Source organism: Streptomyces sp. NBC_00433, assembly GCA_036015235.1.
Lineage (GTDB): Bacteria > Actinomycetota > Actinomycetes > Streptomycetales > Streptomycetaceae > Actinacidiphila.
Window position 1 is genome coordinate 3,127,236 of the sequence record CP107926.1, and the last position, 13,809, is coordinate 3,141,044.

The window sequence follows — 13,809 nt, forward strand, 5'->3', positions numbered from 1 at the left end:
CACGTCCGGTCCGCGGCGGGCCGCACGGTGATCCCCCTCGCCGAAGGCCCGATCGTCTGCGTCGGCGAGACCATGGCCGCGCTCGTCCCCGAGCCCGTGGGCCCGCTCGTGGCGGCGGCGGGACTGCGGGTCGCCGCGGCCGGCGCGGAGTCGAACGTGGCGATGTACCTCGCCGACCACGGCACAGCCGTGCGCTGGGTGTCGGCACTCGGTGACGACCCCTTCGGGCAGCGGGTGCTGGCCGAAGTGGCAGCGCCCGGGGTCGACACGACCGGCGTGCGCGTCGACCCGACCCGGCCGACCGGACTGCTGGTCAAGGACCCCGGGAAAGCCGGGACCCGCGTCCACTACTACCGCAGGGGCTCGGCCGCCTCGGCGCTCGGGCCAGGCCTGCTGGGCAGCGCCGCCGTACGGGACGCGGCGCTGCTGCACCTGACCGGCATCACCGCCGCCCTGTCACCGTCCTGCCTGGCACTGGTCGAGGAGGCCCTGCGCGGTCCCCTTCCGGTCAGCTTCGACGTCAACCACCGTCCCGCGCTGTGGACGGACGGCTCCGCCCCCGACCTGCTGGGAGCCCTCGCCGACCGCGCCGACCTGGTCTTCGTCGGCCTCGACGAGGCCCAGGCGCTGTGGGGCGACCGGATCGGCACGCCGGACGACGTACGGAGCCTCCTGCCCGGCCCGCGCCTGCTCGTGGTCAAGGACGGCGCGCACGCGGCGACCGCCTTCGACGGAGCCGTCGCGCACACGGTGACAGCCCTGCGGACCGAGGTGGTCGAACCCGTCGGCGCGGGCGACGCCTTCGCCGCCGGCTTCCTGGCCGGACTGCGCCGGCGCGAGACGCTCCCGCGAGCCCTGCGGCTGGCCCACCTCACCGCGGGCGCCGCCCTGCGGGTGCCCGGCGACCACGGCGTGCTGCCGCCGGCGGACCGGATCGCCTCACTGCTGGCCGCCTCGGCGGAGGAGTGGCGCCAACTCGGCCCGGCAGGGCGGCTGGACGCCGGGTGCGCCTGAAATCCGCCTCCCTGCGGAGATGTCTGACGCTTTACCACCTGAAGCGCGGCGATGCGCGCATACCGCGGGTGTACCCCTTCGACGGCGGCGTCGTCCTCACTCGCCAGAAGGGGACCGCCGCCTGCCCGCGGAACGGCCTCCGCGTCGTGGAGTACACCGCGTCCGTCCCGCTCGGCCAGGGCGGGGCCACCGCGACCGCCGCCCGTCTCCGGCTCGGCCTCGCCGACGGCACGACGCTCTTCTCCACGGGCGCCGCCCTCCCGAAGGACCAGATCGCCCGCACCGCGATCGCGGGCGGCGCACGGACCTGACCGGTCGCGTCACCGGGATCTCCCCCTGGGCGGTCCGTCCGACCGCTGGTGCTCCGGCTACCGCCGCCACGGTGTTCAGCCGACGTGGCCGGAGAGGCGTAAGACATCGCGTTGTGGCGGACATTGCTGAGTATGGACGCGGATGACCGGAGTGCGGAGATGGAACGACTGTTCCGGCAGTCCTTCCGCCGGGTGATGGCGTACTGCCTGCGCCGGACCAGCGAGTCGGCAGCGCATGACGTGGTGGCCGAGGTGTACGCGGTGGCCTGGCGGCGACGACGCCAACTGCCCTCGGACGAGGAGGAGGCGGTGTTGTGGCTGCTGGGCACCGCCCGCCGGGTGCTGGCCAACCAGGCCCGAACCCAGAGCCGTTGGGCCCGGCTGCTGCTGCGAGCCGCTGAGCGGACTGATCCCCCCGAGCCACCGCGCACCGAGAGCCACCACTTGCAGGACGGCGCCGACCTCCTCGCGGCGGCCCTTGCGCGGTCGTCAGCCGCTGATCGGGAACTGCTGCGCCTGGCCTACTGGGACGACCTGTCCCGCCAGGACATCGCCGCGGTGCTCGGCATCTCCGTCGGCGCCGTCGACACCCGCCTGCACCGGGCCAGAGCACGCCTGCGCGCGCGTCTTCAGGCAGCGAGCCAACACAGCGATCGGACAGAGGAAAAGAACCATGCTGAGCGATGACGAACTCGCCGGGATGCTCCGGAGCAGCGACCCGAATCCGGGCGGCAGTGCGACTGATCCCGGCTCAGCGACCGCCGCGCGGATCTTTGCGCGGGTGCGTGGGCGCGTACGACGGCGGCACCGACGGATCCTGGTTCTGGTGCCGGTGGTGGCGCTGACCGTGGCCGGTGTCACCGCGGGCACCCGTGCGTGGGTGGCCGGTGACGGCAAGGGCCACACTCTTGACTCGACCGCCGTGACTTGCGTCAGCGGCGACCACAGCGATGCCGGCTTCACCTTTGACTCCGTCAGCCAGGATCCGGTACGCATCTGCCGTCAGCAGTGGCAGGAGATGTTCGGCCGCCCGGCGCCCGGCAAGCTGACCGCCTGCGTCGACAGCTCCGCGCAGGGGTCCATCAAGGTCTACCCGGGGGGCCGGGACCAGTGCGGACGCCACCGCGCTGACCCCTACACCGGCCCGACCCGGGAGCAGCTCGGCCTTGCCGCGTTCCGAAGCGACATCAGGGCCCGCTTCGACGGGCGCACCTGTGTGACCTACCCGGAGTTCCGGCACGTGGTCGACCGGCTCCTGGCCGAGCACGGCCTCACCGGCTGGTCGAGCGGCCACTTCCAGACCGCTGAAAAGAAACCGGAGGGAGATTGCGCGGAGATCAGCTACTACGACGAACCGAAACGGACGATCTGGCTCGGGGACCACGAGGCCGGAACTCCCCTCACCTTTCTTTAGCAGAGCGCAGTTTGATTATCCCCGGAGGTGCCGTCGCGCGGCCGGTGCCGGAAATCCCGCGACGCCGACCCATTCGAAGCGTCAGCCAGAAGACAGGAAGTGTCTGTATGAGGTCCCTGGGTAAATCCACACGCCGGCTCGCCGCCGGCCTGACAGCCGTCGCTGTCTCCTTGGCCTTGGTGAGCGCCTGCCACTCCGGCTCGCCGAAATCCGGCGCCGAGCCGAGCGCGTCAGGCTCTTCAGCGTCGTCGAAGCCGTCGGCGCCCCCCACACAGAGCCGCAAATCCTTCGATCCGCCGACGAAATTCGCCACCGAGTCCAGTGCCGTCATACCCGACGGGCTGAAGCTGCTCCATGGTCAGGCGGTCTACGTGGCTCCGCCGAAGGACTCGGGTCTGCTGGGCACGTCGGAATCGAGTGAGCTGCGGATCATCGACGCCATAACCGGTACGACCCTGAACACCGTCCGCCCGAATCCGGGCCCGGGTGAAACGGTGGTGAGGGGCATCATGGACACACCGTCGCTCGCCGACGTGGGGGGCAGCACACTCGTGCTGGTCATGTTCGTACTGGACGTCCCCGGACACGGGACGACCCGGGGTAAGAGGATCATCGAGCTGACCGCGGTGGACACCCTGACCAACAGGACCGCGTGGACCCTGCGGTTCGCCGACCTGCCCGACTGGGGCAAATCCGGAAACCCGCCCCGCGCGGTCAGCCTGATCGGCGTCCAGGACGGCATCGCGGTCGTTGTCGCCGAGGACGGGTACGGCACCCCCACCACGTACGCCGTCGACCTGGTTGCCCGCCGGCCGTTGTGGCATCGGGGCAATGATTTCCATCCGTTCATGACCGGCACGGGTGTGGTCGTGGGCACCGACGAGGGCATCGAACCGGCCGTGTCCGCCCTGTCCCTCGCGAACGGGACGAGAGCCTGGATCAAATACAGGAACGAGTACGACCCAGCCGTGGCGTACTTCGCCCCGGACCGCCTGTCGGTCTCCGACAGCGGCTTGTCCGGCGGCGAGGGGTTCTTCCACATCCTGAACGCCACCACCGGCGTGGTACTGAAGAAGCTGCCGGCCGGATGGGGCTCGTGCCGCTACGACGACCGCAGCGCCACGATATGCACGTCGATCGACAACGACGACTATCTGATCTCCTTCGACGCGAAGACCGCCAACGATCTCTGGTGGCTGTCCACCACCAAGGGCTCGCGCATACCCCCCACCGTGACGGCGGTCTGGCACGGGGCCGTCTACGGGCGGACCGCCAACGGACCCGTCATCGTCGACGCCCGCACCGGCCACGACAGATCGACCGCGCTCACCATCGTTCCCGACATGGTCGACGCCTACGTCGGCATCGTGAACGACAAGGACACCGGTGAGGGCATGGCCTACCCGTCGATCGGCTGACTCCTTCGAGGAGATCCCTACCTGAGTCATGACACTCCCGCCTGCACGGCCACGAGTACGCCATCGACGCCATGCTCGGCGCCACCGCCCTCGCCGCCCCCGGCCCCGGCCCCGGCCCCGGCCCCGTCACGATTCCGGCCTCCGACCCGGAAGACGTCACCGCCCCGTGCGGTCGGCACGCCACCGTCATCAAGGTCTGATCCGCCCCGGACGTCCGGTGTCTTGAGGGATCAGGACTCCAGAGGCAGCCGGCTCGGAGTCCCGGTAGGACCCTGCGGGACCAACTCGGTCCCTCCCCGCAGCAATTCCGCTGACGGACAGCCCCCGGGGACATCGGGCACCGGTGCCGGCCGGGGCTGTTGCGCCTCGCAAAGCGCGGTCCGAGTCGCGGGAGCGGCCGCGGGCGCCGGCGCCAGGGGCGCGGGTGTGCGGCGTGTCGCTGGCGTGTCCGGGGGGAGTTCAGGGTGATGACTTGTACCTTTTGGCGATATGCGGGTACTTGTCACTGGCGGCGCCGGTTTCATCGGATCCCATGTCGTGGAGGTCCTGCGGGAGTCCGGCGCCGTGGTGCGGGTGTTGGACGCGTTGCTGCCCGGGGTCCACCCGGCCGGGGCGCCCGTGCGGCTGCCTGCCGGGGTCGAGTTCCTGCACGGGGACGTGCGGGATCCGGTCGCCGTGGCCGAGGCTCTGGACGGCGTGGACGCGGTGTGCCATCAGGCCGCCATGGTGGGGCTCGGCCTGGATCTCGACGACGCCCCGGCCTACGCGGGGTGCAACGACCTGGGTACGGCGGTCCTGCTGGCGGCCATGGGGCAAGCCGGTGTCGGCAGGCTGGTGTTGGCGAGTTCCATGGTCGTCTACGGCGAGGGCCGCTACACGTGTGCGGTGCACGGGGCGGTCGCGGCCGGGCCGCGCGACCCGGCCGCGCTGGACTCCGGCCGGTTCGAGCCGCCGTGCCCGGACTGCGGTGCACCGCTGTCGCCCGGAGTGGTGGCCGAGGACGCCGGGACGGACCCCCGGAACGTCTACGCGGCGACCAAGCTGGCGCAGGAGCACCTGGCCGCCTCGTGGGCGCGGATCACCGGGGGGCGGGCGGCGGCGCTGCGCTACCACAACGTCTACGGCCCGCGGATGCCCCGGGACACGCCGTACGCCGGTGTCGCGTCGCTCTTCCTGTCGGCCCTGGCCCGCGGCCAGGCGCCGCGGGTCTTCGAGGACGGCGGGCAGCGCCGCGACTTCGTCCACGTGAGGGACGTGGCGGCCGCCAACGCGGCGGCGCTGGAATGGACCGCGCGGGCGCCCTCGTCGCGGCTGCGCGCCTTCAACATCGCCAGTGGCACCGCGCACACCATCGGTGAGCTGGCCGAAGCCCTCGCCCTCGCGCACCGCGGTCCGCGTCCCACCGTCACCGGTCAGTACCGGCTGGGGGACGTACGCCACATCACCGCCTCCGCCGACCGCGCCCGAGCCGAGCTGGGCTGGCGGCCGGCCGTGGGGTTCGACGCCGGGATAGCGGAATTCGCCGGCGCCGCGCCGCTTCGCCGGCCCGACGGCACAGCTCCACGTCCACGGTCGGGCACCGCACGCGGGAGCAGCACGCTCCCCGCGGGCTCCCGGCCCAGCCCCGACCCTCTACTCCCCTGGCGGCACCATGCCTGATGACCCCACCCCGTTGACCAGCGGGTCCGAGCCCGCCGTGTCGGTCGACGTCGTCCTGCCGTGCCTGGACGAGGCCGGAGCCCTCGCGTGGGTGCTGGACCGCATCCCGGCCGGATACCGCGCCCTGGTGGTCGACAACGGGTCCACCGACGGGTCGGCGGACCTGGCGCGCGACCTGGGCGCGACGGTGGTCGAGGAGCCGACGCGCGGGTTCGGTGCCGCCTGCCATGCCGGGCTGCGCGCGGCGACCGCCGACGTCGTGTGCTTCTGCGACTGCGACACCACGCTGGACCCCCGGCAACTGCCGCGCGTGGTCGCTCCGGTCGTGGCAGGGACGGCCGACCTGGTCATGGGGCGTCGCAGGCCGGTCGGATGGCGGGTGTGGCCGGCGCCCGCGCGCCTGGCCAACCGGGAGCTGCTCCGCCGGGTGCGCGGCCGCACCGGCCTCGCCCTGCGCGATCTCGGGCCCATGCGTGCGGCGTCCCGGAGTGCCCTGATCGCCCTTCAGGTGCGCGACCGGCGGTCCGGATACCCGCTGGAGACGCTCCTGCGGGCCGCCGAGGCCGGGTGGCGTGTGGGGGAGACGGACGTCGACTACCTGCCCAGGACGGGGCGTTCCAAGGTCACCGGCACCCTGCGCGGGAGCCTCGGCGCGGTCCGCGACATGCGGGCACTGCTGAACGCCTGCGACGCCACCGATGCGGCGGTGAGGCGTTGACGTCGCGCCCGACCACCGTCCTGGTCATCGCGAAGGCCCCCGTTCCCGGGCGGGTGAAGACCCGGCTGTCGCCGCCGTACAGCCCCCGGCAGGCGGCCTGGCTGGCGGAGGCCGCGCTGGCCGACACCCTTGCCGCGGTGGCCGCCGCTCCCGCGGATCGCCGGGTCCTGGTCCTCGACGGCGAGGCGGGCGACTGGCTGCCGTCCGGCTTCGACGTGCGTCCGCAGGTACGGGGATCTCTCGACGTCCGCATCGCCGCCGCCTTCGCCGACTGCACGGGACCCGCGCTGCTGGTCGGCATGGACACCCCCCAGCTCACGCCTGCGCTGCTGGCACCGGCCCTGGCCGGCGGTACGCGGCCGGAGGTCGACGCGTGGTTCGGGCCGGCGACGGACGGCGGCTTCTGGGCGCTCGGGCTGGCCGCACCCGACCCCGCGCTGGTGCTGGGCGTGCCCATGTCCGACCCCCGCACCGGAGAGGTCCAGCGGCGCCGGCTGACGGACGCCGGCCTGCGCGTACGGGACCTGGCCGCGCTGACCGACGTGGACACCGCCGAGGACGCCGCGGTGGTGGCCGCGCAGGCCCCTGGCACTCGTTTCGCCGCCCGGCTCGCCGCGCTCCTGCCCGCCCAGCGCGCCGGGCTCGCGCATGGCGAACGCGCCGAAGCGCCCCTGGCGCAGGGAGGCGTCGGATGAGCGCCGCCTTGCTCTCCCTCACCGCGCCGCCGGTCCCCGGCGCCCTTCGCGACCCGTACGCGCTGGCCGTGCAGAACGGGCGCGGGCCGCTGTATCTGCGGGGCGGCGGCGACCGCGTCCGGGTCCCGGTGGAGCGGTGGTGCGCGCTGCCCGACGCCGCCGACGAGAGCATGCTGGAGAGGTGCCGGGGGCTGACCCTCGACGTGGGGTGCGGCCCCGGACGCCTGACCGCGGCCCTCGGCCGGCGCGGGGTGCTGTCCCTCGGTGTGGACATCGCCCCGTCCGCTGCCGCGCTCACCGCCGCCGCAGGCGGCACCGCGCTGTGCCGCTCGGTTTTCGAGCGCCTGCCGGTGGAGGGGCGGTGGAACACCGTCCTGCTGGCGGACGGGAACATCGGCATCGGCGGCGACCCCGCGCGGCTCCTGCGCCGGTGCGGCCGCCTCATCGACCCGCGGGGCGTCGTCGTCGTCGAGGTCGAACGCGAAGAGGTCCACGAGCGGTTCGTCGCCCGCTTCGAGGACGCCGAGGGCCGCGGCGGTCCGCCCTTCCCCTGGGCGAGGTCGGGCGCCGCGGCCGTGGACAGGGTGGCGCGCGCCAACGGCCTGGCTGTGGAGGACCGCTGGACCCGGTCGGGTCGGCGCTTCCTGGCCCTCAGGAAGGCAGTCGCGCGATGACCGACGCCGCCGACCCCGTCGCCGCACCGCACGCCGCCGTAGCGCCCGCCCCCTCCCCTCCCGGGCCCTACGCCGCCCCCCGTCCCGTCCCGGCCCCGCGGGAGAAGCCCCCGTCCCGCGAGCGGCGGGGCCGGCGCCGGGACGCCGCAGCCGCCTGCGCCGGTGTCCTGCTGATGGCGGCGGCCGCGGGCGTCGGGGCGGCGATCGAGCGGTCCGACGGGACCCTGCATGTGCCCTGGCCACCCTTGCAGGCCTTCTGGCAGCCGCACTTCGGCCCCGGCACGCCCGCTGCGGCGGCCGTCGCCGTCGCGGTGGTGGCCTACGGGCCCCGACTCGCCGTACGCATGGGGTGGCGGGCGCTGCTCCTGGCGGCATGGGCCACAGCGATGGCCTGGACCTGGTCACTGGCACTCGTCGACGGGTGGCAGCTCGGTGTCTCGGGGCGCCTCACCACGACCTTCGAATACCTCTCGCAGCTCGACCGCTTCGCCCATGTCCACGCCGCCCTGCGGGACTTCACCCACCACATCCTGGAGACGCAGCCGCAGCCCTGGACCGTCCACATCGCCGGCCACCCGCCGGGTGCCGTACTGACCTTCGTCGGCCTCGACCGGCTCGGGCTCGGCGGCGGGGGCTGGGCCTCCGCCTGGTGCATCACCACCGGCGGTTCGGCCGCGGTCGCGGTGCTGGTGGCCGTCGGCGCACTGGCCGGCCGGGACGTCGCGCGCCGTGCCGCGCCCTTCCTCGCCCTGTCGCCCGGCGCGGTCTGGGTGGGGGCCTCCGCCGACGGCTACTTCTGCGCCGTCGCCGCCTGGGGCCTGGCCCTCCTGGCCCTGGCCGCCACCCGAAAGGTCCGCTTCCCGGCGGGGGGCGCCCTGGCCGCGGGCCTGCTCCTCGGCCTGTGCGCCTACCTCTCCTACGGGCTCGTCCTCGTCGCGGTCCTGGCGGCAGCCGTACTGGCCGTCGCCAGGACCGCCAGGCCGCTGGCCTGGGCCCTGCCCGGTGTCGCGGTGGTGATCGCGGGTTTCACCCTGTCGGGCTTCTCCTGGTGGCAGGCCTATCCGCTGCTGGTCGAGCGCTACTACCAGGGCATCGGCGGTGTCCGGCCCTACGGTTACTGGATCTGGGCCGACTTCGCCTGCGTGGTCTTCAGCGCCGGACTCGCCTCCGTCGCGGGTGCCCGGCGGGCCCTGTCGGCACTGCCTGCCGCCACCGGCAGGCTGCGCATCGCCAGGTCCGCGGACACGGACGTCGTGGTGCTCCTCGCCTGCGCCGCGGTGCTCGTGATGGTGGTCGCCGACCTGTCGGGCATGAGCAAGGCCGAGACGGAACGTATCTGGCTGCCTTTCGCCGCCTGGCTCCTGCCTTCCGCCGCACTGCTCCCGGGACGCGACCACAGGCGGTGGCTCGCCCTGCAGGCCGTGCTCGGCCTTCTCGTGAACCACCTGCTCTTCACCAACTGGTGAGCCGATGGGTTCCGTTCTCGAACCGGCCCGCGCTTTCGCGGCGTTCACGCCCGCCGTGGCGGCGCGTCCGCCGGAGCGGCGTACGGATAAGGGAATTGGGCCACCCGGTGGAAACTTCCGCCGCGCAGACCCGCGGCACCTTTCTCCCCGGCGCGGCTGCCACAGGATGCAGAGGGCGTCCGAACCCTCCCGCGGGGGACGGGCCCAGCATCGCCGGAGCATCCAATTCATGAACAGAGGGCCCGAGATGGCAGGCGGAAATCAGGAGGGCGGCCCGTACGGGGACGCTTCGCGCGGTGACGCGTCCGCCGGGCAGGAGCGCGGTCGCGGCGGAAGGGCTCCGTACCGCGACACGGTCGGCCGGCTGCGGGAGCGCGCCGCCCGACTCGCGGGGGCCCCGCCTCCAGGTCCCTTCCGCGCTGATTTCTGGCGCAGCCCGATCCGGGGGCCGTGGCTGACCGCGGTGTTCGGCCTGGTGCTGCTGGTGGGCATCATCATCGTGTTCGTGACCGGGCTCCTGTCGTACGCGGCGTACAACCCGCGTCTGGGCAGGCTCAACGACCCGACCCCCGAAAGGGGAATCCTGGGCTTCTACCTCTTCACGTGGCCCACCCACCCTTACTGGCTCTACCGCCTCACCCAAGGCGTTCACGTGACCCTCGGGCTGGTTTTGGTCCCCGTGCTGCTGGCCAAACTGTGGTCGGTGATCCCGCGGCTCTTCACCTGGCCGCCCGCCCGGAAACCGGCGCAGGCCGTCGAGCGGCTGACGCTGATCCTGCTGGTCGGCGGCGCGCTCTTCGAATTCGCCACCGGCATCCTGGACATCCAGCTCCACTACATCTTCCCCGGGTCCTTCTACCCGCTGCACTTCTACGGCGCATGGGTCTTCATCGCCGCCTTCGTCGCCCATGTGGCCCTGCGGCTGGGCCGGATGTGGCGGGCGCTGCGGTCGCGGCGGCTGTCCACGGTGTTGCGTACGGACACCGCGCACACCGAACCCGAGGCCGCCGACGCGGCAGGCCTCGTGGCGGCGGCACCCGCCGCGCCGACCATGAGCCGGCGCGGGGCTCTCGCGCTGACCGGCGCCGGCTCGCTGGCGCTGCTGGCGGTGACCGCGGGGCAGAGCATCGGCGGCGCATGGCGCCACACCGCGCTGCTGGCCCCGCACGGACGCAACCCCGGCGGCGGGCCCAACGGCTTCCAGGTCAACAAGACGGCCGCCTTCGTGGGGATCACCGCCGCGGACATCGGACCCGGTTGGCGGCTGCGTCTGCACGGCCCCGCCGGCACCAGGACCTTCACCCGCGGCGACCTGCTCGCGATGCCGCAGCACCGGGCCGCGCTGCCGATCGCCTGCGTGGAGGGCTGGTCCACCGACGACCAGCACTGGTCGGGGCTTCGCCTGGCCGATCTGGCGGCTCTCGCCGGCCTGCCAGGGGCGGGCAGCGTGCTGGTGGAGTCGGTGCAGCGCGGCGGCGCCTTCAGCCGGGTGCTGCTGGCCGGCAACCAGATCCGCAACCCGCTGTCGCTGCTGGCCCTGCACGTCAACGGAGCCGACCTGTCCGCGGACCACGGCTTTCCCGCCCGGGTGATCGTCCCGGCCAACCCCGGGGTGAACAACACCAAATGGGTCGGCAGCCTCACCTTCAGGACCTGACCCGACGACCGACGGACGTGCCCCGATGAAACACCTCCTGCGCGCCTACGGTGCCGGCCCCCTGCACGTGCTCGCCATGGCGGGCTGCCTCGCGCTGGCCGCATACGCCGCCGTGCAGCTGCTGGCCGACCGCCCGCTCGCGGTGGCGGCCTGGGTCGTCGGCGCCGCGCTCGTCCACGACCTGGTCCTCGTACCCGTCTACTCGGGCGCCGACCGCGCGGCACAGCAGGCACTCGCCACCGGTCCTGCGGGAAAGCCGCGACCGCCCTATCTCAACCACCTGCGGGTGCCGGTGGTCCTGTCAGGACTGCTGCTGCTGGTGTGGTTCCCGCTGGTCTTCAACCTCGCCAGGCCCTACACCGGCGACACCGGACTGTCCGAGGGCGTCTTCCTCGGACGGTGGCTGCTCATCACCGCCGCCCTCTTCGCCGCGTCCGCCGCGCTGTTGGGCCTCCGCGTCCTGCGGGCCCGCCGACGCCCGAGCCGGCCCGGGAAGGACACGCCGTGACGCGGCCGAGGAGCGGTGACGTGCTGGTGGTCATCGACGAGGGCGGCCGGGTGGTCGAGTGGGGGCGCCGGGCCGAGGAGCTGTTCGGGTGGGCCGCCGAGGACGCCGTGGGGCAGGAGGTGGCCGCTGTCCTGCCGGAGGTCGCGGCCAATGACGAGCTGCGGCGGGAGGACTTCCCGGAGTTCACCTCGGTGCTGGTCAAGCCGGTGATGCGGGGGTCCTCCGTGGTGTGGCGGGTCCTTGCGGCCGGGGACGCCCTTCCCGGGCGGGACGTGGCGGTCCTGACGTCCCTCTTCGCGCCGCCCCCGGTGGGACTCCACGTCCTTGACGATCAGCTGCGGGTGGTGCGTCCGGGCGCCGCCCGCCCCGGTCTGCCGGCGGGCGGGCGCCCCTTCGACGTGTTCGAGCGGGAGGGGTCCGAGGCGGAGGCCGACGCCGCACGGCGGGTCCTGCGGAACGGGAGGCCGGCGGTGAACCGGCTCGTCCAGGTACCCGGCGAGGCCGGGCACCGTACGCACTCGGTCTCCTACTTCCGCCTGGAGGGCGGCGACGGCGAGGTCCTCGGACTGGTGGCGTACGAGACCGACGTCACCGACCGCGAGAAGGTCCGGGGCCGCCTGGCGCTGCTGGAGGCGGTGCACGCCCGGGTCGGGCACGGGCTGAACCTGGGAGCCGTCTGCCGGGAGCTGGTGGAGGCGGTGGTGCCCGCCTTCGCGAGCGGCGCCGTCGTCGAGATGATCGAGGACATCGTCCGCGGGCAGGGGGCGCCGCACGTACCGGTGCGCCCGGGTGTCCCCCTGCGGCGGGCGGCCGTCAGCGGCACCGACCCGGCCTTCGCGGGCCCGGAGGTGGGCCCGATCCCGGCCGGCACACCGTTCTCCGACGTCCTGGCCGACCTCCGGCCCCGGCTGCTCGCGGTCGAGGACGGCACCGCGTGGCTCCGGGCCGATCCGGTCCGCGCCGCGCTCGTCGGGGAGTCCGGTGCGCACTCCCTGATCGTGGCGCCGCTCGTCCTGCACGGCCGGGCGCTGGGCCTGGTCAGCTTCTCCCGCGACCGCCATGCGGATCCCTTCGAGGAGGACGACCTCACGGTCGCGTCCGGCGTGTGCACGCACGCCGCCCTGTGCCTGGACAATGTCAGCCGCTACATGCGCGAGTGGGTCCTCGCCCAGACCGTGCAGCGACGGCTGCTCCCCCAGGAGGCGGCCGCGCCGACGGCCCTGGAGATCGCGCACCTGCACCAGCCGAGTCCCTCGGGCGGCGGCGCCTGGTTCGACGTCATCGAACTGCCGGGCGAACGGACCCTCCTGGTCGTCGGCGACGTCACAGGGCAGGGCATCACCACCGCGATCACCGTGGGACTCCTGCGTACGGCCGTCCAGACCCTCGCCGCCATGGACCTGCGGCCCGACGAGCTGCTGGCCCGCCTCAACGACACCGCGACCCGCCTCGCCGCCGGCTACACACCCGCGGACCTCCCGGAGCACGGGCCGCTGACCGCCGACTGCACCGTCGCGCTCTACGACCCGGTCGACCGCACCTGCACCGTCGCCTGCGCGGGACTTCCCGAGCCGCTCGCCGTCCTTCCCGACGGGACCTCCGCCGACCTGTCCGTAGCCCCGGGCCCCCCGCTCGCCGGACCCGGCACGGCCCCCTTCCCCGCCGAGACCGTCGACCTCCCGGAGGGGAGCATCCTCGCGATGGGCACGGCCGCCGTCGCCGGCGAGGCACCGGCGCCGTCCGGTCCCTTGCGCCGGATTCTGGACAGCGCGGGGGCCAGGCCGCTGCGGGACCTCCGCGACGACATCGCCGCCGAGATCGACGCCGGCCAGAGCGCCGGCCAAGGCGCCGGTGAGCCGCTGGTGCTCCTCGCCCGCACGAGAGCGCTCCCCCGCGACCGCGTGCTGACCCTCGACCTCCCCCCGGGCTCCGAGGCGGCACCGATCGCCCGGGAGGCGACCCGCCGCCAGCTGGACGTATGGGGAGCGGGCGGGGACACGGCCTTCACCGCCGAACTCGTCGTCAGCGAACTCGTCGGAAACGCCGTCCGGCACGGGACACCGCCCCTGCGGCTGCGCCTGATCCTCGGGCAGACGCTGACCTGCGAGGTCAGCGACGCCGCGAGCAGCGCTCCCCACGTGCAACACGCCCGTACGGTCGACGAGACCGGTCGCGGGCTGTTCATCCTGGCCACTCTCGCGGACCAGTGGGGCGCGCGGTACCACACGAAGGGGAAGACGGTCTGGGCCGAACTGCCCGCGGGCTGAGCCGAGGC

15 protein-coding genes are annotated in these 13,809 nt (G+C 73.7%); 14 read left to right on the forward strand and 1 reads right to left on the reverse strand.

From position 1 onward, the window contains the following. Positions 1–72 precede the first annotated feature (72 nt). The 4 genes from OG900_12890 to OG900_12905 all read left to right on the forward strand — a co-directional run bounded on the left by OG900_12890 (position 73) and on the right by OG900_12905 (position 2,739). Entirely contained in the window at positions 73–1,014 is a 942-nt protein-coding gene (locus OG900_12890; GenBank protein ID WUH95737.1) for a sugar kinase, read from the forward strand. Continuing rightward, positions 1,005–1,325 (forward strand): hypothetical protein, encoded by a 321-nt coding sequence (locus OG900_12895; protein ID WUH90900.1) that lies wholly within the window; start codon positions 1,005–1,007, stop codon positions 1,323–1,325. The genes OG900_12890 and OG900_12895 overlap by 10 nt, the downstream gene beginning before the upstream one ends. Before the next feature lie 159 nt (positions 1,326–1,484). Then, positions 1,485–2,012, forward strand: coding sequence for a sigma-70 family RNA polymerase sigma factor (locus OG900_12900; GenBank protein ID WUH90901.1), 528 nt, complete (start codon positions 1,485–1,487; stop codon positions 2,010–2,012). A 139-nt stretch (positions 2,013–2,151) separates the two neighbouring features. Next, positions 2,152–2,739 (forward strand): hypothetical protein, encoded by a 588-nt coding sequence (locus OG900_12905; protein WUH90902.1) that lies wholly within the window; start codon positions 2,152–2,154, stop codon positions 2,737–2,739. Here OG900_12905 and OG900_12910 read toward each other — a convergent pair. Then, positions 2,726–3,070 carry a hypothetical protein gene (locus tag OG900_12910; protein ID WUH90903.1) on the reverse strand — a complete coding sequence of 115 codons (345 nt, stop codon included), beginning with the start codon at positions 3,068–3,070 and terminating at the stop codon, positions 2,726–2,728. The genes OG900_12905 and OG900_12910 overlap by 14 nt on opposite strands. Positions 3,071–3,110: 40 nt before the next feature. On the opposite strand from OG900_12910, the gene OG900_12915 reads away from it, so the two are divergent. The 10 genes from OG900_12915 (at position 3,111) to OG900_12960 (ending at position 13,801) form a co-directional block, all read left to right on the forward strand. Then, positions 3,111–4,157 (forward strand): PQQ-like beta-propeller repeat protein, encoded by a 1,047-nt coding sequence (locus OG900_12915; GenBank protein ID WUH90904.1) that lies wholly within the window; start codon positions 3,111–3,113, stop codon positions 4,155–4,157. 71 nt (positions 4,158–4,228) lie between these two features. Further along, complete coding sequence (locus OG900_12920; GenBank protein ID WUH90905.1) at positions 4,229–4,357, forward strand: hypothetical protein; 129 nt, start codon at positions 4,229–4,231, stop codon at positions 4,355–4,357. Between the two features lie 289 nt (positions 4,358–4,646). Beyond that, positions 4,647–5,816: an NAD-dependent epimerase/dehydratase family protein gene (locus OG900_12925; GenBank protein ID WUH90906.1), complete on the forward strand. Its 1,170-nt coding sequence runs from the start codon at positions 4,647–4,649 to the stop codon at positions 5,814–5,816. Further along, a complete protein-coding gene (locus OG900_12930; protein WUH90907.1) occupies positions 5,809–6,534 on the forward strand; it encodes a glycosyltransferase family 2 protein in 726 nt (241 codons plus the stop codon). Before OG900_12925 ends, OG900_12930 begins: the two co-directional genes overlap by 8 nt. After that, positions 6,531–7,229 (forward strand): DUF2064 domain-containing protein, encoded by a 699-nt coding sequence (locus OG900_12935; protein WUH90908.1) that lies wholly within the window; start codon positions 6,531–6,533, stop codon positions 7,227–7,229. The genes OG900_12930 and OG900_12935 overlap by 4 nt, the downstream gene beginning before the upstream one ends. After that, positions 7,226–7,903: a class I SAM-dependent methyltransferase gene (locus OG900_12940; GenBank protein ID WUH90909.1), complete on the forward strand. Its 678-nt coding sequence runs from the start codon at positions 7,226–7,228 to the stop codon at positions 7,901–7,903. The genes OG900_12935 and OG900_12940 overlap by 4 nt, the downstream gene beginning before the upstream one ends. Further along, on the forward strand, positions 7,900–9,369 hold the full coding sequence (locus tag OG900_12945; GenBank protein WUH90910.1) for a hypothetical protein: 1,470 nt from the start codon (positions 7,900–7,902) through the stop codon (positions 9,367–9,369). Before OG900_12940 ends, OG900_12945 begins: the two co-directional genes overlap by 4 nt. 229 nt (positions 9,370–9,598) lie before the next feature. Next, the gene (locus tag OG900_12950) at positions 9,599–11,026 is read left to right on the forward strand and encodes a molybdopterin-dependent oxidoreductase (GenBank protein WUH90911.1); all 1,428 of its coding nucleotides are present in this window, start codon (positions 9,599–9,601) and stop codon (positions 11,024–11,026) included. Positions 11,027–11,051: 25 nt separating this feature from the next. Beyond that, positions 11,052–11,534, forward strand: coding sequence for a hypothetical protein (locus OG900_12955; GenBank protein ID WUH90912.1), 483 nt, complete (start codon positions 11,052–11,054; stop codon positions 11,532–11,534). Next, entirely contained in the window at positions 11,531–13,801 is a 2,271-nt protein-coding gene (locus OG900_12960; GenBank protein WUH90913.1) for a SpoIIE family protein phosphatase, read from the forward strand. The genes OG900_12955 and OG900_12960 overlap by 4 nt, the downstream gene beginning before the upstream one ends. Positions 13,802–13,809 lie beyond the last annotated feature (8 nt).

Excerpts from the sequence above, each read along its gene's own strand:
- OG900_12890 (WUH95737.1), top strand. The coding sequence starts at position 73 with ATGGCCGCGCTCGTCCCCGAGCCCGTGGGCCCGCTCGTGGCGGCGGCG.
- OG900_12900 (WUH90901.1), top strand. The coding sequence starts at position 1,485 with ATGGAACGACTGTTCCGGCAGTCCTTCCGCCGGGTGATGGCGTACTGC.
- OG900_12910 (WUH90903.1), bottom strand. The coding sequence starts at position 3,070 with ATGACGGCACTGGACTCGGTGGCGAATTTCGTCGGCGGATCGAAGGAT.
- OG900_12920 (WUH90905.1), top strand. The coding sequence starts at position 4,229 with ATGCTCGGCGCCACCGCCCTCGCCGCCCCCGGCCCCGGCCCCGGCCCC.
- OG900_12925 (WUH90906.1), top strand. The coding sequence starts at position 4,647 with ATGCGGGTACTTGTCACTGGCGGCGCCGGTTTCATCGGATCCCATGTC.
- OG900_12930 (WUH90907.1), top strand. The coding sequence starts at position 5,809 with ATGCCTGATGACCCCACCCCGTTGACCAGCGGGTCCGAGCCCGCCGTG.
- OG900_12940 (WUH90909.1), top strand. The coding sequence starts at position 7,226 with ATGAGCGCCGCCTTGCTCTCCCTCACCGCGCCGCCGGTCCCCGGCGCC.
- OG900_12945 (WUH90910.1), top strand. The coding sequence starts at position 7,900 with ATGACCGACGCCGCCGACCCCGTCGCCGCACCGCACGCCGCCGTAGCG.
- OG900_12950 (WUH90911.1), top strand. The coding sequence starts at position 9,599 with ATGAACAGAGGGCCCGAGATGGCAGGCGGAAATCAGGAGGGCGGCCCG.
- OG900_12955 (WUH90912.1), top strand. The coding sequence starts at position 11,052 with ATGAAACACCTCCTGCGCGCCTACGGTGCCGGCCCCCTGCACGTGCTC.